Genomic DNA, 20,268 nt, shown 5'->3' on the forward strand with positions numbered 1-20,268 from the left:
TTATGAAAAGTTGATTTATGGAGCACCCGCTTTGGCAGATGTGTTTAATAAACTTGGCAGAGAGAAATAAGTTTTGAAAAAAGAGGAGGATGTGAGGGAACTGCTGAAAAATAACTGGGGATTTTCCATCAATCACTTTTCCATGGCCTTCAAGGCTGCTCGTTTTAGGAGCTCCAAATTCTTTGCCGATATTTCATCCGACCAAGAAGGCTTTCCTGCCGCAAGGAAATCAAAGTTGGCTTTGTTGGTCAATGTTCCGTACACCGTGAAGGCCGCCAAAAGACTGCCCGTCATGCTCGGATGGAAGTTGTCGTTGCCATACAACGGCAAGCTTGGCGTTGATTGCCAGGCGTATTTCCAGGCTAAGCCCGCTGGGCAGAGCAGCGATTGGGTTTGTTTGGCCGCTTGGGTGTAGGAGTAAATGACGTTGTCTAAATCTAAAAAACGGGTAGAAGAGGGCCAAACCATGTAAATGGCCATTGAGGCATTGTTTTTTTTGCAAACTTCTGCCAGTCGCCGGGTGTATTCAAGTAATAAAATCTGCGATTCGGGCAAGGCAGAAGGGCCTTGTTGGGCAACTACAAAATCATAACGACCCGTTTCGATTGCCTTTTGCACTTTGCCTTCATTCCAGTGGTCTTCCAACGAATAGTTGGGGAAAAGAAAGGTTGTATACTCAATGCTGACGCTGTCGTGTTTGCCCATTTCCTGCACCAATTGTGGCAGATCGTTGGTGTACGTAAGGCTGTTTCCTACAAACAAAATCTTCAGCGTCGATTTTTTGGAAGCAACTTCATCTGCCTTTGTACAGCCAATGGAAAGGATAAAAAGAAGTAACAGGCTACGTAAAATCATCGGTCAAAAAAGTACATTTGTTAAATCATTTGATGATGTAAAATACAAAATTTTCAGCTTATTGAAAAAACTGCCCTAAAAAGGGTATGTTTCTTTTTTTTCTATTCCTGCCAATGAGAAATTTACTTTTTTCCCTTTTGCTGACGATTGTTTCAGCCGCCGTTTATGCCCAGTCCAAAGCTACTTTTGTGAGCGATGCTCTCAGTAAATGGAAAGGTATGAAAAGCTATACGCTTGCAGTAGCCCAAGCGATGCCTGAAGAAAAGTATTTCTACAAGCCCACCCCCGACGAAATGACGTTTGTGCATCAGTTGGTACACATGGCGGGCAACATGTATTTTCTCTCGGCCAAACTGATTCGCGGCATTGATCCACCCGTGGATATAAAAGCCCTTTTGGAAAAGGTTGATCAAAATATTACCAAAAAAGAAGCAATAGAAATCATCAGTAAAGCCTTTGATTATACCGAAGAGACGATCGCCCAAATGACTGAAAAAAACCTGGAAGAAGAGCTGGATTATTGGGGCGGGCATTCCACTAAACGTAAGATTGTTTTTTTGCTGAACGATCACCAAACCCATCATCGCGGTCAGTTGATCGTTTATCTGCGCCTTAACGGAGTCAAACCACCGTCGTATATCGGGTGGTGAGGTGGCAATAAAAAAAGGTGCGAACCGAAGCCCGCACCTGATAATAATGTTGAAAAATAGCTCTAGGATTAAGCTATTTGTGCTTCGCGGTGAATGATGGCTTCGCGGTCGGGGCCCGTTGAAATAAAGCTGATGGGCAAATTAAGTTCTGCTTCCAGAAACTCAATATAAGCGGCCAACTCAGCAGGAACTTCGTCGTAAGTATGAAGATTTTCGAGCGACTGCGCCCAGCCTTTCATGGTTTTGTACACGGGCGTGGCCTCATTGGTACACAAATCGTACGGGAAACGGTCGGTGAGGGTTCCGTCGGCCAATTGGTAGTGCGTACAGATGTTGATTTCTTCGAAAATATTCAAAACATCCACTTTCATCATCACCAATTGCGTCACGCCGTTAATCATGATGGCGTATTTAAGCGCTGGCAGGTCTAACCAACCACAACGACGCGGGCGACCCGTAGTAGAACCAAATTCACGGCCCTCCTGACGCATCCGCTCACCCACTTCGTCCAACAATTCGGTAGGGAAAGGGCCACTGCCTACGCGGGTGCAGTAGGCTTTGAAAATCCCGAATACTTCACCGATACGGCGCGGCGACAACCCTAGACCCGTGCAGGCACCGGCGGTCGTGGTGTTGGAACTCGTTACGAAAGGATACGAGCCAAAGTCAATATCAAGCAAAGAGCCTTGGGCGCCTTCGGCCAATACCGTTTGCCCCGCTTCTATCGCTTCATTGACGAGGTATTCGCTATCTACAAAATTATAGTCTTTCAAAAATTCCGTTGCTTCAAAGAAGGTTGCCTCGGCATCGGCGAGGGTTGAGGAATAATCGTATTGGTAAAAATCAAGGATAACCTTGTGTTGGTCAACCAAACGATTGTATTTCTCCTTAAAATCAGGCGAAACAAGGTCGCCCATGCGTAATCCCTGACGGGCTACTTTGTCCTGATAGGCAGGCCCGATACCACGCAAGGTAGAGCCGATTTTGGAATCGCCTTTAGATTTCTCATAAGCGGCATCCAACAAACGGTGGGTCGGTACAATGACCGATGCTTTCTTGGAGATAAAGAGGTTTTGCTTGAGCGGGAGGTTGTATTTTGCGAGTCCGTCGATTTCTTTTTTCAAAACAATCGGGTCCAGAACCAAGCCATTGCCGATGATGTTTTTGATTTCAGGACGAAAAATTCCCGAAGGTATTTGGTGCAGTACGTGTTTGAAACCATCAAATTCGAGGGTGTGGCCTGCATTGGGTCCGCCCTGAAAACGTGCTACTACTTGGTATTGGGGCGCCAAAACGTCCACAATCTTTCCTTTCCCTTCGTCGCCCCATTGGAGGCCCAGTAATACGTCAACTTTCATAAGTTATTCTATTTCAATTCTTTGGGGTCTTTCGTTTATTTTATTTTTATTTTCGCAGTTTAGGCGCTGGCAGTTGCCGTAGAAGATGAGCGAGTGGTGCAATACATTGAATTTGAGCAAATCACCGACCATGTTTTGGATATTCTGAACGCGTGGGTCGCAAAACTCCATCACGTGGTGGCAGTCCATGCAAATGATGTGGTCGTGTTGACGGTAGCCGTAGGCTTTTTCGTACTGCGCTAGGTTTTTGCCAAATTGATGTTTGGTCACTAAATCACAATCAACCAGTACATCAAGCGTGTTATAGACGGTGGCGCGGCTCACCCGGTACTTTTTATTCTTCATTGATATGTACAGCTCATCCACGTCGAAGTGGTCTTCGCGGCTGTATATCTCCTCCAATATCGCAAAACGTTCGGGCGTTTTGCGCAGACCTTTACGTTCCAAATAAGCCGTCAGGATGCGTTTGGCCGCTTCTAAATTTTCGTGTTTGGCTTGGGGCATTTTTTTCTTGGTTGACAGGTTAAGGTTAAAAGTCACTGGTGCGTACTCACTGCAATTAATAATTGACGCGTGGGCACCCGTACGATTAACAATTAACGGGGGCAAAAGTACGAATTTTCAATCAAAACGTGCGACTTTAAATACACCTTCCACTTTTTCCAGTTTTTGTAGAAGCTGTTCTAAGTGGCGGGTATCGTATACGTACAATTTAATGATGGCTTCAAAAATCCCCTCGTCTGTTTCGACTGCAATAGACCGAATATTGATGTGGAGTTCGTTGGAAATAATCCGGGTCAGGTCATTGACCAAGCCCACGCGGTCGGTGCCTTCGATGCGGAGTCCCGCCAAAAATGCCAATTTTTGTTGCGAAGTCCACTTGGCTTTGATGACGCGGTTGCCGTGATTGGAGAGCAATTCGGGTGCATTGGGGCAGGTAGTACGGTGAATTTTAATGCCTTCGTTGACGGTCACGAACCCAAATACGTCGTCGCCGGGGATAGGATTACAGCATTTGGCCAAGATGTAGTCAATCTTGTCCATGTCTTCACCAATGAGCAGCGCGTCGGCGTCGGCACGTTCACCGTGCATCTTTTTGAGCTCTTTGGTAAACTGCTTACCGTCTTGCATTGTATCGGTGTTGATTTTGGCCAACACATTCAACTTTGCTTCTTTTTCATGCTTGAATTTCTTGATTTCGTCGGCATTGATGTAGCCTTTTCCAAAACGATAATACAGGTCATTGGGCGTTTTGCAGTTGAAATACGCCCGCAGCTGATTAATCAATTCGTTGGTTACTTCCAAGTGCAGAATCTTGCACTTGCGTTCAATAATGCTGCGCCCATCCGTAAGGTACTGCTTATTTTCTTCTTTGATAAGCTCTTTGATACGCGCTTTGGCCTTCGACGTCACGACAAATTTTAACCAGTCTTCACTGGGTTTTTGTCGTTTGGCCGTGATGATTTCAACTTGGTCGCCGTTGTTGAGCGACTGGCTGATGGGCACAAGCGAGTTGTTTACTTTGGCTGCAATGCAGCGAGCGCCCACTTCAGAGTGGATGTCAAAAGCAAAATCTAGGGCCGTGGCGCCGCGCTGCAATACGCGCAGCTCGCCTTTTGGGGTAAACACAAATACTTCTTCGGCAAAAAGATTGCTCCTGAAATCATCCAAAAATTCCAACGCGGCGGCTTTGCTGTCTTTGGTGGCTTCGAGCATCTCGCGCACCTGATTGATCCATTGGTCGATGCCCTGACTGGTTTTGGTGTCGTTACCTTTGTATTTCCAGTGGGCTGCTACGCCTTTTTCGGCGATTTCGTCCATGCGTTTGGACCGAATCTGTACTTCCACCCACTGGGCTTTGTCGGTGCCTTCGGGGCGGTACATGACTGTAATGTGGAGCGATTCGTAGCCGTTGGCACGCGGAGTGGCCAGCCAGTCTTTGAGGCGGTCGATGTTGGGGGTATAATGGTCTGTGACAATCGAGTATGCGTGCCAGCAGTCAGATTTCTCTTCTTTGGGGTCGTCTTTGGAATTCATAATGACGCGCACCGCAAACAAATCGTAGATTTCCTCAAAAGGCTTTTTCTGCTTCCGCATTTTATTCCAGATGGAATAAATAGATTTTGGACGCCCTTTGATGACAAAATCGTATCCCTGCTCCCGGAGGTCGTCCTCAATCGGCTCAATAAATTTGGCAATAAAACGGTCGCGGGAGGCGCGGGTCGCCCTCAACTTGCTTCGTATTTCTTCAAAACCTTCGGGCTCGGTATATTTAAGGTACAGGTCTTCGAGTTCGGTCTTGATGGAATGTAATCCTAAACGGTGGGCGAGAGGCGCATAGATAAAGATGGTCTCGGAAGCAATCTTCAACTGCTTGTCGCGCGCCATGCTGTCGAGGGTGCGCATGTTGTGCAGACGGTCGGCGAGTTTAATCATGATGACACGAATGTCATCAGAGAGCGTCAGCAGCATTTTCCGAAAGTTTTCGGCTTGTTGCGACGTTCCAAACTCAAACTGGCCCGAAATTTTGGTGAGGCCATCAATGATTTGCGCTACCTTTTTCCCGAACTGGCGCTCAATGTCCTGAAGGGTATAGTCGGTGTCCTCAACAACGTCGTGCAAAAGGGCGCAGATAATAGAGGTGGTTCCTAAGCCGATTTCTTCAACACAAATCTGGGCAACGGCAATGGGATGATAAATGTAAGGCTCGCCAGACTTCCGGCGCATATCTTTGTGGGCTTCAACAGAAAGATTAAACGCTTTTTTGATGAGTTTGGCATCATTGTCTTTCAAAAAGGGCTTGGCGGCACGTAGAAGTCTGCGGTATCGTTTCAGAATCTCCAGACGCTCAAGATCCAAATCAATTTCTACTTCGATGGGCATGTTTATGGATGGGTCGGTGGACCGAATTTGTTGTACTCAATACGACTAAAGTAGTCAGAATTATTTTTTTTTACAACTATTTTCTGATTTATGAGCAAAATACAAACGGATATATTTTTAGTAAATTGTTGATAAACAGTTAAGTAGTTTGGTTTGAAAAAAAAATCAAAAATAAAGACGTTAAAACTTATCTATTTATTTGCATTTATTACAAATCTATTCGTAATTTTGCAGCCCCAAACACACACGCTGCGGGCGTGGTGAAATTGGTAGACATACCAGACTTAGGATCTGGCGCCGCAAGGCATGGGGGTTCGAGTCCCTCCGCCCGCACCTTTAGTGGCCGTCGTCCGTGAACAAAAATACGTTTCGGAAACCGTCAAAAACTAAACCCTCAAGCTCGCAAAGTTTGAGGGTTTTTTCAATGAGTAACCATTCAATCATCGTCCCGACTGACATCGGGATAACAGATAACTAATAACTGCAAAATGGAGGTTCTGTTAGAAAAAAGTACACCCACCAACGCCACGTTGACCGTCAAGTTGGCAAAAGAGGATTACCAACCAAAAGTAGATAAGACCCTCAAAGATTATAGCAAACGCGTTAATTTGAAGGGGTTCCGCCCGGGTAAAGTGCCCGCGCAGGTGATTCAGCGCATGTACGGTAAAAGCATCGTTATTGACGAGGTCAACCAATTATTGAGCGATACCGTCAGTGGCTATATCCGCGACAATAAACTGCCCGTTGTTGGTGATCCGCAGATTGACCGCGAAAAAACATCAACCATCGACTGGGACAAGCAAAGCGAATTTGAGTTTGCCTACGAATTGGGATTGGCTTCTGACTTTGAGGTGAACTTGAGCACTTTGCCGTCGGTTTCTAGTTATACCATCGAAGCGGGCGAAAAAGAATTGAATGATACTATCGAAAACCTGCGTACGCAATTTGCGGGTCAGATCAATCCGGAAGTTTCAGAAGCGGGTGATATGATCTACGGCGAGTTGAAACAAGGTGACTTCTCAACCAAAACGGCCATTCCGTCGCGTCAGGTCAAAGAAGAAGCGCAGGCGCAATTTATCGGTTTGAGCAAAGGCAGCGAGATTACGTTTGATATTCGCAATACCTTCGTTGACGATAAAGCCGTAGCGCATTTGACAGGCTTGAAAGACGAAGATGCCGCTGCATTGGCGGGTGATTTTACCTTCACGGTAGAAGACATCACACGTCAGGCACCTGCTGAAATCAATCAGGAGTTTTTTGATAAAGTATTGGGCGTGGGTAAAGTAGATAACGAAGAAGCTTTCCGCGACCAAGTAGCCGAAATCATCAAAAACAACTACGCCCGCGAAGCAGATTCGTTGTTGCGTCGTGACATCGACCAAGCGTTGTTAGACAATATCAGCATTGATTTACCAGAAGAATTTCTGAAAAAATGGTTGTTTAACGCCAACGAAGGAAAATTCACGCCTGAGCAAATCGACGCCGACTATCCGCAGTTTACGAAGTCGCTGAAACTGTCGCTGATCAAAAACAAGATGGCCGAGCAAGTCGACATCAAAGTAGAATCGGAAGAAGTGATTGCCCGCGCCGAAGACATGGTACGTGAGCAGTTTGGTTTCTACGGCAACGAAATGGGCGAGCAGATGAACGACACCATCCGCAAGATTGCGATGAACTACCTGACGTCTGAAAAAGAAAACAATTACTCCAAAATGTTCAACCTCGTGTTTGACGATAAGGTGTTTTCAACCCTTAAGACGCAACTGCCTTTGGAGGCTAAAACCATTGATGTAGAGCAGTTTCAGGAGATTGTGAAGAGCCTGAGCTAACCGCGTTTTTGGATAAATAACTTTTCAGTACTAAAATGGCTGCACATTTATGTGCGGCCATTTTGCGTTTAAAACCCTGAAACAACCCAAAATATGGAAAAGCTGATTGAACTCACCAAACAACTGTGGCCTTCGATGAGCCATGTGTTTGAGGAGGTATTGCGAAACTCCTTGGTGAAGGAAGTCGTGCCCAAAAAACAATTGATTCTGAAAGAGGGACAAACGGCGCATCGAATGCACTTTGTAGAGCAGGGATGCTTGCGGGGATATTATCTGAAAGAGGGAGAGGAAATCAATTCTTGGTTTATGAAAGAAGGCGATTTTGTGATCTCCATTGTCAGCTTTTATACCCAAACGCCTTCCGAAGAGATGATTGAGACGATTGAAGACTGTATTTTATGGTCAATCTCTTACCAACGCCTCCATCAATTGTATCTTCAATATCCCGAATTTAATCGGGTAGGACGGCTTCTGACGGAGCATTATTATGTGTTGAGTGAGCAGCGCGCCCAAAATTTAAGAAAGAAAACGGCCGATGAACGCTACCGACAGTTGGTCACTTCTTTTCCAGATATCAGCAACCGCGTGCCGCTCAAATACCTTGCTTCTTACCTTGGTATTAGCTTTGAAACCCTCAGCCGATTGAGGGCTAAGAAATGGTAAAGTCCGATTTTTGAATTGATTTATGTCAATTTTTTGCGGTGAATTTGGGGTGAGTTTTGTAACCGAAACTTAAAAAGCTAACAAAGATATGCTTACCCTCATTTTTATCGTTTTTGGATTTTGCTTTATCTTAGAACGACTCATTCCGGGTTGGAAACTTCCTGACGTGCCGACTTGGACCATTAGAGTTTTAGCGGTAAATTTTGTTCAACTTGGCGTAGTGATACTGGCAGGATACACGTGGGAAAAGTGGTTTTCGGTCTATTCATTATTTCATCTTTCAGACCACGTAAACCCTTATTTCGGGGGAGTGATTGCGTATTTTATCGCGACTTTTATTTTTTATTGGTGGCATCGTTGGCGACATACCGTTGATTTTTTATGGACCCATTTTCATCAAATCCACCATAGTCCGCAACGAATCGAAGTCATCACTTCTTTTTATAAGCACCCATTGGAAATGACAGTCAACTCAATAATTGGCAGTTTGCTGGTGTATTTTTTACTTGGATTGAGCATGGAGGCAGGTGGAATTTATACGCTTTGTACCGCACTTGGGGAGTTTTTTTATCATACAAATGTTAAAAGCCCGCAATGGGTTGGTTATATTTTCCAACGTCCAGAAATGCACAGAATTCATCACGAATACAACAAACACACCAATAATTATGGTGATATTGTTTGGTGGGATATGCTTTTTGGAACGTATGAAAATCCGAAAGAATTTAAGACTTCATGCGGTTTTGACAACGAAAAAGAACAGCGACTTGTCGATATGTTGAAATTTAAAGATGTGCATAAAGAATGATTGTCAGCATCACGACTGCTTGGCTGCGAAACCTACCCGCAGAGTTTTATGCTTTTTTGACCAAAATAATCACGCCCGAGGCCCACGACATTTTAACCATTTCAAAACGGGTATCTTCTTCGAGGGTTTTGATGAGTGTGGCTACTTTTTCGGCGTGTCCTTTGGGCCAATTGGGTTGGGGGAGCATGTCGTCGATGATGTAAAAACCGCCCGGCTTAACCAAATTCAGGGTTTCGGCCAAATGATTGTATTTGCCAGGCCATGTATCGGCAAAAATCAAATCAAAGCTATCGGTGGGAAGCGTTAGGATGACTTCTTCGCCGGGAAGGCAAATCAACACCAATCGCGGGTCTTGACCAAGGTGTTTTTGGGCGATGGCAATCAGGTTTTTGTCAAATTCTACCGAAATGAGGCTAGAATCAGCGCTCATTCCTTCCAAAATCCAAGCCGTGGCGCGCCCCGCACCGGTTCCCAATTCCAGAAATTTTCCCGCAGGTTTGGAAGCAATAATGGTGCGGAGAAAGACGCCCGTCAAATCGTCGGAAGGTTGACCAAAGCTAATTTCTGCAGCATCCGCATCTATTTTTTCAATAACAGAGGGTTTGTGGGTAATGGCTGTATCGTTCATTGCGTTGTTTTAATATGGCACAAAGGTATAATTCCGAACGAAATTTCTTCGCCGTAGCGGCGCACCGCTCCTCAGCTACTCTGCGTGACAAAAAAATCAAGGACAAAAACGACCAAAAAAGAGCAAAGAATCCACAATGTGCTCTTCCCAATAGGGCCATTCGTGTCCCCCCGAAAACTCATTGTATTGATGGTCAATGCCGTGTTGGATCAATGCCTCATGCAATTGTCGATTGTATTCAATGAGAATATCCTCCTTGCCACAATCAAACCGAAAAGGTGGGAGCGTGGTTTTGTGTTGCAGGATCGTTTCTAGTACTGATTCTTGTGTTTGAACAACGGAGAGCAGTCTGTCAAAATCTTCCACAAATTGGCTCAATTGGCCCAACTCCGTCACGGATGAATGTCCCGAAAAAGCCCTGAATCTATCAGAATATTTGGCGCCCAGCCGCATGGCACCATACCCGCCCATCGAAAGCCCCGTAAGGAAAAGCGGCAATGGACGCCCCGCGATTTGTTGGGTTACTACACTTACCACATCTTCCACAATCCATTTTTCATAGTCTTCCGACACATGAGGAACGTATCCGCTGCCATCAGCAAACAGCCCGTCGGAAGGCATGACCAGAAGCATGGGTGGCATTTTGTTTTCCTTCATAAGCCTATGGGCGGTTTGATGAACACCGCCTTTGAGCGTCCACGCCCAATGACTTCCATACACACCATGCAGGAGAATGACCATGCCTTTGAGTTCAGAAACAGGAACGTCGGGTACAAAGACGCTGATATCGGCGCGTTTGTTGAGGGCTGTGCTTTTTACCGTAATCAAGCGCAGATTGTCGGATTCAAAACGTGGGTCGGAGAGTTCGACGGTGAAGAATTGGGACATACATTATAAAATCAAAATGATGTGGTGGCACTAAAACACAATCACGCCCTTCGCATTCCTGCCCGCGTGCATATCCGAAAAGGCTTCGGAGAGTTGGTCTAGGGCGTAGGTTTTAGTGACCATTTTATCCAAAATCAAATCGCCTTTGGCGTAGAGTTGTTGGAGAATCGGAAAGTCTATTTGGGGGCGGGCTTTGCCGTAAAGCGGGTTGATGTAGACCTTGTCCCACTCAAAAAGGTTCATGTCGATGCTGATTTCTTGCTCAATGCCGCTCACCTGACAGGCTACGCCCGCGTTGCGCACCATCGCGAGCGGCGCTGCACCGAGTTCGGGAATGGCGGTACACTCAAAGGCGTAATCAGCGCCGCGCCCGTTGGTCATGGATTTGACCGTTTGAGCGGCCTGCAACAATCCTTTATCGGCTTTGTCGGCCAAAACGGTGTCGGTAGCGCCGTATTCACGGGCCATTTCGAGGCGTAAGGGATTGATATCTACGGCGATGATTTTGGCCGCGCCCGCAATTCTCGCGCCTTGAATGACGTTCAGCCCCACGCCGCCCGTACCGAGCACTACCACAGAACTACCCGTTTTGACCTTGGCGGCGTTGACCACTGAGCCGTAGCCCGTCATGACGCCGCAACCCACAATAGCCGCCGACGAAAAAGGTATCTCGACTGTGATTTTGACGCAGGCAGCTTCTCGTACCAACGTGTATTCTGCCATCGTACCGAGGCTAAACGCGCGCTCAATGGGCTGACCTTCCAGAAGGGTAGAGGCGAGCGTAGCGTGCCCACCAGAGGCCTTATTTCCTGCCGTTACGGGCGAATTGACTTCGCAAATATGTTGGTTGCCTTCTTGGCACTGAAAGCATTTATGACACGGAATGGCCCAGTTGAGCATCACCTTGTCGCCTACTTGAAGGTTTGTTACATCAGGGCCAATGTCGGTCACGATGCCCGCACCTTCGTGGCCCATTACGATGGGTTTTCCCCACGATTGCGAATCCCAATCGGTATGGCAGATGCCCGCCGCTTTGATTTGAACCAGCACTTCATCGCCCTGCGGAGCGGCTATTTGGAGGGTTTGGATGGAAAAACTGCCCGTGCCGTTGGCAATGGCGGCTTTGGAGTGAATCATGTTGAAAGTGTTTTTTAACCACTAAGGCACTAAGTCTTGGTAAAACTTAGTGCCTTAGTGATTTTAACATTATTGCTACTTCGCCTGTGGGTACTGGCTTAAATCTGGTCGTTTGAAATCGGTAAAAATACTTTCGGGTAATTTATCGAACACCATGATGTCGGTGAGGTCGCGGTCGCCACGCTCTCCGGAAATCAAGATTTTGCCGTGTTGCTTGTAGTCGGTCCACGGACGAATGAAGCCCGGCTTCTCAGCGTCAAACTTGGGATAATAAGCCCATTGCCACACCATTGGGTTTGTTTTCTTTACCCATACTTTGTATTTATTGTCGGGGGTGTTGCCTACCCCTTTAAAGGTCAATTGGAGTACATCGGCTTCTACGCCGTCCTGCGTTTTGTCTTCGCCGAGGTATTTGAGGGTTACGCCCGAATCCTTTAGTTTAAAAGGCATTAGGAGCCAATAACTGTCGTTTATCCAAGCACCTTTTCCGCTTTTTACATACTTGGCGGTCGAATCGGGAGCCGTTTGTTCTTGCCCGTATTTAAACACGCGTCCTTTGTCGGTATTGATGTTTAAAAGAACGGTCTGGTCGTTATTGACATTGTCGATGCGCACGTTGCCAGTCCATTTGTCCCAAATCAGTTTTCGATTTCCGAAGAAATTCCAGGCGATGTAGCGCGTTTTATCCCAATTTTTGCGCCCTCCCATATTTTCCATCACTTGGTCGGCTATTTCGATGGCTTTGGCATCAGAGCCAGCGGCGTCGAAGCCAGCGGCGGGTGGGTTTTTCTGGGCAAAACACGCCGAAAATAATAGGAAAGCGAGCAAATTGAGCGTAAATTGTTTCTTCATTGACATACATTTTTGACGTTAAAACGAGTTTTTTCAGTAGTTCTACCCAGAGGGGTGATTTTTATCACCAAGGTAACTGATTTTTGTCATATAGTTTCACCTTTAAATAGCACAATTTTATGGCATCCAACCAACGTAGAAAAACAATGAGAACAATTTTGGTACCCACGGACTTTTCTGACAACTCACAAAAAGCGCTTGAATTTGCGCAAATAATTGCAGAAAGGTACGATGCGGGAATTTCATTGGTACATGCGTATCATCCGCCAATCATTGATCCTAACCTGCCGCCCGAAGCATTAGTTACGTTGGCGGAGCAGACGGAGAAAATTGACAGAGAAAAGCTAGAAGCGTGGGAAAAAGAATGTAGACAAGATGGATTTGCGTGTGAAAGTAAACTGGTATTTGGCTCGGCAGCAGATGTGATTTTGGACGAGGTCTTGGAGCAGAAGCCGATTTTGGTCGTCATGGGCCGCACGGGAAAAGGGGGCTGGCTCGATAAACTGATGGGCAGTGTAGCCACGAGTGTTTCGGCCAAGGCCGCGTGCCCGGTGTTGGTGTTGCCACCGCAGGCGCACACCAAAGACATTAAGCGAATCGTGTACGCCACGGAGTTAGAGCGACCCGAAGAAAATGCCTTGGGTTTTGCCTTCAATTTAGCCGAACATTTTAATGCTGAATTGGACCTTGTAAAAGTAAATGCGTCTTTTGAAGTGAATGTGTTTGATGATGAGCAGTTTATCGGTGACATCAAAGCGGCATTTGGGGATAAAAAGTATACCCTCCACGCCATCGACGAAGAGTCGGTTGTGGATGGATTGCAAAATTATGCCGACAAACACCATGCAGATTTGATTGTCATGGCTACCCGTAAGCGGGACTGGTTATCGGGATTGATTAATCCAAGCCTCTCCAAAAAAATGGTGTTGGCGTCGCATATTCCGATTTTGATTTGTCATTTAGAACAAATGGAGACATTGGAGGCGTAACAAATTTGCCTTATAAAAATATTAAAAATCTTGCGAGAATGGGTTGTTTAGAGTACACCTGGGCCTGTTTTGGCCCAGGTGTCTTTGTGTTTGGAGGAGGCTAAAAATCGCCCGAATAAAAAGGGCTGAATACATAATAGCTCGAATCGCGTTTCAGCCGGTTGGGTGCCCGATCAATCCAAATGACATAATCGGTTTCGTTGGGTTTGCGGGTGGAGGCTTGAATCATTTTTAATTCAGGAACTGACTTTTGATTATTCCGGTACTCCTCGGCAACACCATATAAATTTTCTTTTGAGGCGCGCTTGTGCGCATATACTTGGGCTACCTGCCTGATGTGCACGTTCTCTAGTTCTTCCAATGAGACTTGCTTGCCATCCACAAATACCGTCACGCTTTTCTTGTATTCATCGTAAAGAGCTAATTGATGATTAGCCCGAACGTAGAGCATAGTGTTTTTTCGTTTAAAAAAACTTGCTTCCATGAGTTGATTCATGTCGCCCGTCCAAGTGTAGGAGGTATGTTTATTCGAATTCTCAATTTTAACCCTACCCACCAGCTGGCCTTGTTTGTAGTTTTCAAAGATGACAGTATCCCCTGAGTGAGAGGTTGTGCTGACAGTCATTTGGTCAATGCTTGGCCTCTGGCTTTTATCATTTTTAATAACGGCTTCTTTCTCTGGCTCCGATTGCAGCAGTGGCTGACACATCGCCGTTAAAAACAACAATAAACTCAGGACAATATACCGCCAACTGCTTCGCCAAGTGGATTGACGGTTCATCATCTCAATACGACTATGTAACCTTGATTTATTTGAATGCACCTCGCCGAAGTGGTTGGTGAAGGTGAAATGTGTGGGATCAGTGAGGGTTTTCATGGCTATTTGAATTTAAAGATTAGTATGAACAAGTACATACGTCTTCTTGGCATAATCTTTCTTTTCATCATAGATGTCGAAGATGAATGCATCTTTTATCGTTTTTGGGTCTAATTGAGCTAAATCTTCATTGGCAATCGGGTGTCGGTTAACTCGTGTAATTGCACTGGGATGTTTTAATGCTTCTTTCAATATTTCTGCGCCTGAAAGTCTATCTTTCCAAACGGAGGTAGATTTTCCCAATAACACTCTAAAGAACGGCGATTGGTTTTCAGGAAAAGAAGTGACAGTTAGATATTGAATATTTTCCCAAAATGTCCCTATTTGAATCTGCTTCTCCCTCAATTCATATTCAAGGGCATTTTCATTATAGGCTTTTTCTGCCTCTGCGCGGTCTTCCAGCACCACTTTCTGTAAGTCAGCCAAAGGGGATTTCCTGATATAATGAATGATTTTGTTTGTCTTGAGATCCAATTTTAGAAAATCACCCATTATAGGTCGAAGTGAATACGGGTTTCCGTAGTGCGAAGAACCTGCACTTTTCTCTGTACTTTGGCGAGTTTCCATTCGTTGGACATACAATTGCAAAGGGTCTAATTGATAAGATGTTACTTCAAACGTTCCACCATGCGCCTCGATAGCTTCCTGTATTTTCGTCAAATCTTTCATTGTAATTTTGGGCGTAATAACCCACTCAATGGCATCATCTGTTTGAATTAAATACTTTGTTTGGTTATTGGCGATAAGGTAAGGCTTTGAAAATGAGAATACTATAAAGAGTACAGGCACGAATAGGAAGTACTTGCCGACCGTCTTCCAAGTCTTATGTGGTTTATTCATCATCTCAATGCGCGTTTTCAACAGTGATTTATTGAAATGCGGTCCACCAAAGTGGTTGGTAAAGGTGAAATGGTCTGGATTAGTAAGGGTTTTCATGGCTTATTAGATTCTTTTGTGAAAATTATCATCGTTCGATGGGCTGATTTGCGTGTGGAGTCTGTATAAAATGCGTAAGAAACTACATAACGAATTTCATCAATGATTAACTTTTCTGCTTCTTGATATGTACTTGGTTGATTATTAATGAAAAACTCGGAGGATTTATAGAGATTCTCAATGCGCAGTTGCCTTTCTTCAAAATAAATACGATTGCGAGCACCCATTTGGCAGAGATATTGGAGAGCGTTTGGGCTGAATTTGGCTATCCCATTTGGGGTTTTTAAAGGGCTGGAATAAAATTTATTGGTACTACCTCTCCATTGAGACTCATAGTTTCTCAATTCGAGTTCAATTTTACGACTTTCTGCTTCCAATTCGGCTTTACGATATTCCCTAGAATGACTTGCAAGCCATTTATCCACTTTTTCTTTGTCCGCTGATACAACCGAACTGAATTGGTGATCAAATGAAGTTTTATTTATTTCAGCCCTACCACCTTCAATGGCTACCCAGCCCCCAAAAGCAGTAATGGGTTCTTGCTTTGCCCCCGAAACATTGGTATAACAATCTTCACCATCTTTCAAAAAAGAGGTTTTCAGGTGAATGCCTGATAAATAATGACTTATGGGGTCGTAATCGGTCTTTTTTACGTAAAATGTAGCACCTACTTTTTCAAATTCTTCATGGATAGCAAGAAAATCTTCAAAGGTCATAGTGGGGGTAACGACCCAATGCAGTTTGTTATCCTTGTATATTACATACTTGGTTTGCGAGACTAAAGTGTCTTTTGATGATGAATTGACTGAGACAACGGTTTCCTTCTCAGGTTTGGGGGGGGCTTCAAGTACAAAGTCATTAAGCTGCGTCAAAGGAGGATTTTGTCTTTCAAAAACTACCTTCAATTCTGGCACTTCCTTCACAATCTTCGCCGCTATTTCAGCCCGATAGGGTTTTGTAAAAGCCGCACAAACCCACAACATTGCCACAAAAAGGAAATATTTCCCCACGCCCATCCACTTGGATTTTGACTTGTTCATCATCTCAATGCGCGTTTTCAACAGTGATTTATTGAAATGCGGTACGCCAAAGTGGTTGGTAAAAGTCTGTTTATCGGCCGAGAGTGTAGTGCGAAGCAAATGGTATTGATACGATTTCTTTTCAATACCGCTGTCCAACACCGCGCGGTCGGTGATGAATTCGAGCGTTTCCTGCACCAGTCGCTGATGCCACCATGCAAAGGGATTGAACCAAAACACAATCTTTAGCACCTCGGCCGTGAGCATGTCGATGCTGTGGAGTTGGTGCGCGTGTACACATTCGTGCGCCCACACCTGCGCCCATTCGTCGTCGTTGTGGTGGGTAGGATTGTAAAAAATACGGTTGAAAAACGAAAAAGGTGACGTAATTTTATCATTCTCAATCAAGTATACACCGTCTTCGGTTTCGTATTGGGTACTGCCGTGTTGCAGTCGCCAGAGAGCTCCCAGCTGAATCAGTAATTTCAGCACTAACAAACCTGCCACTACGCCATACACAATGCCGATCCAATCCCATACCGAAAGCGATGAATCTTCCAAAACTGCGCTTGGCACCGTCGTTGCCTGAGGACTGGGAGCAATGAATGGCTCCGATTTTGTCACCTTTGGTACTGGACTAGCCGGCTTGGGTGGCAAAACGACGGCTACGGCTTGGGCGGGGGCATTGGGCACCCATTCCAAATCGGGGAGGGGAATGATGGGCAACAACAAGGTGGCCGCCACATTGATCCATAACAACCACCGGTTGACCTGCAAAAAAGTCTCACGTTTTACCAGCCAAGCGTAGGCGGTGGTTAAAATGGCCAATACCAAACTGGCTTTCAGGAGATAGGAAAGGAGTTCGTAGTTCATGGTGAAGCGTTAATAGGTTTTCTGTTATTCGTTTTGTTCAATCATACGCAGGATTTCCCGCAGTTCATCGGCACTTACTTTGTCGTTTTGGGCAAAATAAGACACCAGATTTTTGTAAGAGTTGTCAAAGTAGTCGCCAACCAATTTGTTGATAACGAACTGGTTCTGGTATTCTTCTTTGCTGATAAGCGGGAAATATTCATGCGTATTCCCGAACGAACGATGATGTACATACCCCTTTTCTTCGAGATTACGGATGATGGTCGAAACCGTGTTGTAATGCAGCGGCGGGTTGGTAAAATAAGGCAATAGGTCTTTCACAAAAGCACTTTCGGCTTTCCAGAGCGCCTGCATGATTTCCTCTTCTTTGTTGGTGAGCTTTTCCATAAAACAAACATATAACTATATTTATAGTTTACAAACTATTTTTATAGTTTTATTTTCAAGTATTGTTTTCTGAACCATTTTTGTCAATTTTGGTTAGAATTACGTGTTACTACAGTTGTTCACCTTATCACATTCAAAAATGAAAAAACTGATTCTCGTTGGGGCGATGTTTGCCATGCAAGCGTTTACCCCTCGTCCGCTGGAAGCGCCCATCCCATTGTGCCAAACCTCGGAGCACGACATGGCTATGCTGGGAGCTGATCCTGCTTTCCAGATGCTTCACGAAGCGCCGTTGCCTTTTCATTACGCGGGTAAAGGTGAGATGATTACCTTCGCAACTTCTGACGGCAAACCTGCGTCGGCGTTTTTTATCAAATCAGCAAAGAAATCGGATAAGTGGCTTTTCGTTTATCAAGAATGGTGGGGCCTGAACGACCACATCAAAAAAGAAGCTGAAACCTTCTATAATGACCTCGGCGACGTAAACGTACTGGCCCTTGATATGTACGACGGACAAGTGGGTACCACGCCGCAAGAAGCGGGTAAAATCATGCAATCAACGCCCAAAGAGCGCTTGGAGGCAATCATGAAGGGTGGTATTGCCTACGCAGGAAAAGACGCAAAAATTGCGAGTGTGGGCTGGTGCTTTGGCGGAATGCTTTCGTTGCAATCGGCCTTGCTAGAAGGAAAGCAGGCGGTGGGTTGCGTGATGTACTACGGTCGTCCTGAGCAAGATGTGGAAAAACTTAAGACCTTGAACGTGGACGTATTGGGTATTTTTGGTAGCCAAGACCAAGGGATTCCACCGGCTACGGTTGCGAAATTTGAAGAAAATATGAAAACGGCGGGTAAGCAGGTCACGATCAAGATGTACGATGCTGTACACGGTTTTGCCAATCCAAGCAATCCCAAGCACGACCCAACCGCTACCGCCGATGCGTACAAAAACGCTTTGGGGTATTTGAAAAAGAAATTGAGTTGATTGACGTAGGGGCGGGCCTTGCGTCCGCCCATTTTTTGTCACCTTCGCTGTAACTGAGCAGACGCAAGCGGCCGCCGCTGCGGGCCTGCCCCTACGATATTCCGTTTTACATTTTTTATTTTTCTGTTTTGCGGTTCACAAAAAAGAAGCGCGCTGCGTGCCTGCCCCTACGGTATTCCTTTTTATATTTATCATTTTTGGGTTCTTCTGTTTTGCGGTTCGTAAAAAGGCCTGCCCCCACATTTTTATCAATTGTTCCCAACTTTTCCTTATTTAGAATTGTTATCAAATATCATAAGGGTTATTTGAACTCTTTGTTGTAATTTTGCAGACTTTTTCTGATATACTTCGGAGGTTTGCTCCGTCCTGAACAAGATAACATACACGTATTATGCTTACAATTACGGATTTACAAGCGTCGGTTGACGATAAAGCGATTTTGAAAGGAATCAATTTGGAAATCAAACCTGGCGAAGTCCACGCAATAATGGGCCCCAACGGCTCGGGCAAAAGTACCCTCGCATCGGTATTGGCGGGGCGCGAAGAATATGAAGTAACGGGAGGAAGTGTTGAATTTGAAGGGCAGGATTTGCTCGAAATGTCGCCCGAAGAGCGCGCTGCGGCGGGAATCTTTTTGGCGTTTCAGTACCCTGTCGAAATTCCGGGCGTCACGACCATCAACTTCTTGAAGACCGCGCTCAACGAAATCCGCAAATCACGCGGGGAAGCGCCTTTGGACGCGGCGCAGTTTTTGAAACTCATGCGTGAAAAGGCCAAAATCGTTAACATCGACGATGCGTTGCTGAAACGCTCATTGAACGAAGGCTTTTCGGGTGGTGAGAAAAAACGCAACGAAATCTTCCAAATGGCCATGTTGGAGCCTAAATTGGCGATTCTCGACGAAACCGATTCGGGATTGGATATTGATGCTTTACGGATTGTAGCTGAGGGAGTTAATAAACTTCGTTCGCCTGAGCGTGCGGTCATCGTCGTAACCCACTACCAACGTTTGCTTGACTACATCGTTCCCGATTACGTACACGTATTGTACAAAGGTCGTATTGTAAAATCGGGCTCGAAAGAACTCGCCTTTGAACTCGAAGAAAAGGGTTACGATTGGATCAAAGCCGAAGTGGCAGCGTTGTAGTTTACAAATAAAAAACTTTGACTCATGACTACTACGATTGAATTGAATGCTGAAGAGCTTGACTACCAGCTTTTTCGTAGCCTGAAAGCAATGTATAAAAATCGTAAGATACGTTTGACTATTGATAGTGAAATGGATGAAACTGATTACTTGCTTTCAAGTCTAGCCAATAGAGAAGCTTTGGAGAAGTCAATGGAAGAAGCTAAGCGAGGAGAGAAGATAGTAGTAACGTTGAGTGATTTACGTAAATGAGAAATATTTCATTTACGCCTACGGCATTTGGTCAATTTAATGAATGGAGAAGCATTAATAAGAAAATGCAAGACCGTATCATTAAACTGTTGGAAGAAATACAACGGACACCTTTTGAGGGAACAGGCAAACCGGAGCCTTTAAAGTATAATCTAAAAGGATGTTGGTCAAGAAGAATTGATGACGAACATCGTTTAGTGTATGAAGTTACCAACGACGAAATTGTCGTTATCAGTTGCAAATATCATTATTGAG

The 20,268-nt window shown here is 45.2% G+C and carries 21 protein-coding genes and 1 tRNA gene; 10 read left to right on the top strand and 12 right to left on the bottom strand.

Annotation, left to right across the window (positions count from 1 at the left end; all coding sequences use genetic code 11):
• Nucleotides 1-132 precede the first annotated feature (132 nt).
• Nucleotides 133-855 (bottom strand): SGNH/GDSL hydrolase family protein, encoded by a 723-nt coding sequence (locus GVN20_RS16740; protein ID WP_166559440.1) that lies wholly within the window; start codon nt 853-855, stop codon nt 133-135.
• A 113-nt stretch (nt 856-968) separates the two neighbouring features.
• On the opposite strand from GVN20_RS16740, the gene GVN20_RS16745 reads away from it, so the two are divergent.
• Complete coding sequence (locus GVN20_RS16745) at nt 969-1,505, top strand: DinB family protein (RefSeq protein ID WP_166559441.1); 537 nt, start codon at nt 969-971, stop codon at nt 1,503-1,505.
• 68 nt (nt 1,506-1,573) lie between these two features.
• Here the strand turns inward: GVN20_RS16745 and GVN20_RS16750 are convergent, their stop codons facing one another.
• The 3 genes from GVN20_RS16750 to GVN20_RS16760 all read right to left on the bottom strand — a co-directional run bounded on the left by GVN20_RS16750 (nt 1,574) and on the right by GVN20_RS16760 (nt 5,746).
• The gene (locus GVN20_RS16750) at nt 1,574-2,863 is read right to left on the bottom strand and encodes an adenylosuccinate synthase (RefSeq protein WP_166559442.1); all 1,290 of its coding nucleotides are present in this window, start codon (nt 2,861-2,863) and stop codon (nt 1,574-1,576) included.
• A gap of 3 nt (nt 2,864-2,866) precedes the next feature.
• Nucleotides 2,867-3,367: a Fur family transcriptional regulator gene (locus tag GVN20_RS16755; RefSeq protein WP_166559443.1), complete on the bottom strand. Its 501-nt coding sequence runs from the start codon at nt 3,365-3,367 to the stop codon at nt 2,867-2,869.
• Between the two features lie 117 nt (nt 3,368-3,484).
• Nucleotides 3,485-5,746: a bifunctional (p)ppGpp synthetase/guanosine-3',5'-bis(diphosphate) 3'-pyrophosphohydrolase gene (locus GVN20_RS16760; RefSeq protein WP_166559444.1), complete on the bottom strand. Its 2,262-nt coding sequence runs from the start codon at nt 5,744-5,746 to the stop codon at nt 3,485-3,487.
• Nucleotides 5,747-5,997: 251 nt separating this feature from the next.
• Here GVN20_RS16760 and GVN20_RS16765 point away from each other — a divergent pair.
• The 4 genes from GVN20_RS16765 to GVN20_RS16780 all read left to right on the top strand — a co-directional run bounded on the left by GVN20_RS16765 (nt 5,998) and on the right by GVN20_RS16780 (nt 9,046).
• Nucleotides 5,998-6,079, top strand: a tRNA-Leu gene (locus GVN20_RS16765).
• Between the two features lie 155 nt (nt 6,080-6,234).
• Entirely contained in the window at nt 6,235-7,575 is a 1,341-nt protein-coding gene (tig, locus tag GVN20_RS16770; RefSeq protein WP_166559445.1) for a trigger factor, read from the top strand.
• Between the two features lie 93 nt (nt 7,576-7,668).
• On the top strand, nt 7,669-8,238 hold the full coding sequence (locus GVN20_RS16775; protein ID WP_166559446.1) for a Crp/Fnr family transcriptional regulator: 570 nt from the start codon (nt 7,669-7,671) through the stop codon (nt 8,236-8,238).
• Nucleotides 8,239-8,326: 88 nt separating this feature from the next.
• Entirely contained in the window at nt 8,327-9,046 is a 720-nt protein-coding gene (locus GVN20_RS16780) for a sterol desaturase family protein (protein WP_166559447.1), read from the top strand.
• Between the two features lie 46 nt (nt 9,047-9,092).
• Here GVN20_RS16780 and GVN20_RS16785 read toward each other — a convergent pair whose 3' ends face one another.
• The 4 genes from GVN20_RS16785 to GVN20_RS16800 all read right to left on the bottom strand — a co-directional run bounded on the left by GVN20_RS16785 (nt 9,093) and on the right by GVN20_RS16800 (nt 12,557).
• Nucleotides 9,093-9,674 (bottom strand): O-methyltransferase, encoded by a 582-nt coding sequence (locus GVN20_RS16785; protein WP_166559448.1) that lies wholly within the window; start codon nt 9,672-9,674, stop codon nt 9,093-9,095.
• 96 nt (nt 9,675-9,770) lie between these two features.
• Nucleotides 9,771-10,562, bottom strand: a complete 792-nt coding sequence (locus GVN20_RS16790) for an alpha/beta hydrolase family protein (RefSeq protein WP_166559449.1) — start codon at nt 10,560-10,562, stop codon at nt 9,771-9,773.
• A 30-nt stretch (nt 10,563-10,592) separates the two neighbouring features.
• Entirely contained in the window at nt 10,593-11,699 is a 1,107-nt protein-coding gene (locus GVN20_RS16795; RefSeq protein WP_206023294.1) for an alcohol dehydrogenase catalytic domain-containing protein, read from the bottom strand.
• Nucleotides 11,700-11,774: 75 nt separating this feature from the next.
• Nucleotides 11,775-12,557: a hypothetical protein gene (locus GVN20_RS16800; RefSeq protein ID WP_166559450.1), complete on the bottom strand. Its 783-nt coding sequence runs from the start codon at nt 12,555-12,557 to the stop codon at nt 11,775-11,777.
• Between the two features lie 140 nt (nt 12,558-12,697).
• Between GVN20_RS16800 and GVN20_RS16805 the strand changes: the two genes are divergently transcribed.
• A complete protein-coding gene (locus GVN20_RS16805) occupies nt 12,698-13,540 on the top strand; it encodes a universal stress protein (RefSeq protein ID WP_166559451.1) in 843 nt (280 codons plus the stop codon).
• Between the two features lie 100 nt (nt 13,541-13,640).
• Here the strand turns inward: GVN20_RS16805 and GVN20_RS16810 are convergent, their stop codons facing one another.
• From GVN20_RS16810 to GVN20_RS16825, 4 genes are read right to left on the bottom strand one after another with little or no spacing between them, the layout of a single operon-like run.
• Nucleotides 13,641-14,417 (bottom strand): hypothetical protein, encoded by a 777-nt coding sequence (locus GVN20_RS16810; RefSeq protein WP_166559452.1) that lies wholly within the window; start codon nt 14,415-14,417, stop codon nt 13,641-13,643.
• Nucleotides 14,418-14,429: 12 nt separating this feature from the next.
• Nucleotides 14,430-15,353 (bottom strand): hypothetical protein, encoded by a 924-nt coding sequence (locus tag GVN20_RS16815; protein WP_166559453.1) that lies wholly within the window; start codon nt 15,351-15,353, stop codon nt 14,430-14,432.
• Nucleotides 15,350-17,245 (bottom strand): M56 family metallopeptidase, encoded by a 1,896-nt coding sequence (locus tag GVN20_RS16820; RefSeq protein ID WP_166559454.1) that lies wholly within the window; start codon nt 17,243-17,245, stop codon nt 15,350-15,352. Before GVN20_RS16820 ends, GVN20_RS16815 begins: the two co-directional genes overlap by 4 nt.
• A gap of 24 nt (nt 17,246-17,269) precedes the next feature.
• Nucleotides 17,270-17,632, bottom strand: a complete 363-nt coding sequence (locus GVN20_RS16825) for a BlaI/MecI/CopY family transcriptional regulator (RefSeq protein ID WP_166559455.1) — start codon at nt 17,630-17,632, stop codon at nt 17,270-17,272.
• Nucleotides 17,633-17,771: 139 nt separating this feature from the next.
• On the opposite strand from GVN20_RS16825, the gene GVN20_RS16830 reads away from it, so the two are divergent.
• From GVN20_RS16830 to GVN20_RS16845, 4 genes are all read left to right on the top strand, one after another.
• Nucleotides 17,772-18,614: a dienelactone hydrolase family protein gene (locus GVN20_RS16830; RefSeq protein WP_114066419.1), complete on the top strand. Its 843-nt coding sequence runs from the start codon at nt 17,772-17,774 to the stop codon at nt 18,612-18,614.
• Nucleotides 18,615-19,005: 391 nt separating this feature from the next.
• On the top strand, nt 19,006-19,761 hold the full coding sequence (gene sufC / locus GVN20_RS16835; protein ID WP_166559456.1) for a Fe-S cluster assembly ATPase SufC: 756 nt from the start codon (nt 19,006-19,008) through the stop codon (nt 19,759-19,761).
• 24 nt (nt 19,762-19,785) lie between these two features.
• The gene (locus GVN20_RS16840; protein ID WP_166559457.1) at nt 19,786-20,013 is read left to right on the top strand and encodes a hypothetical protein; all 228 of its coding nucleotides are present in this window, start codon (nt 19,786-19,788) and stop codon (nt 20,011-20,013) included.
• On the top strand, nt 20,010-20,267 hold the full coding sequence (locus GVN20_RS16845) for a Txe/YoeB family addiction module toxin (RefSeq protein WP_166559458.1): 258 nt from the start codon (nt 20,010-20,012) through the stop codon (nt 20,265-20,267). Before GVN20_RS16840 ends, GVN20_RS16845 begins: the two co-directional genes overlap by 4 nt.
• Nucleotide 20,268: the final 1 nt, after the last annotated feature.

Origin of the sequence: Runella sp. CRIBMP, assembly GCF_009905605.1 — a bacterium.
Lineage (GTDB): Bacteria > Bacteroidota > Bacteroidia > Cytophagales > Spirosomataceae > Runella.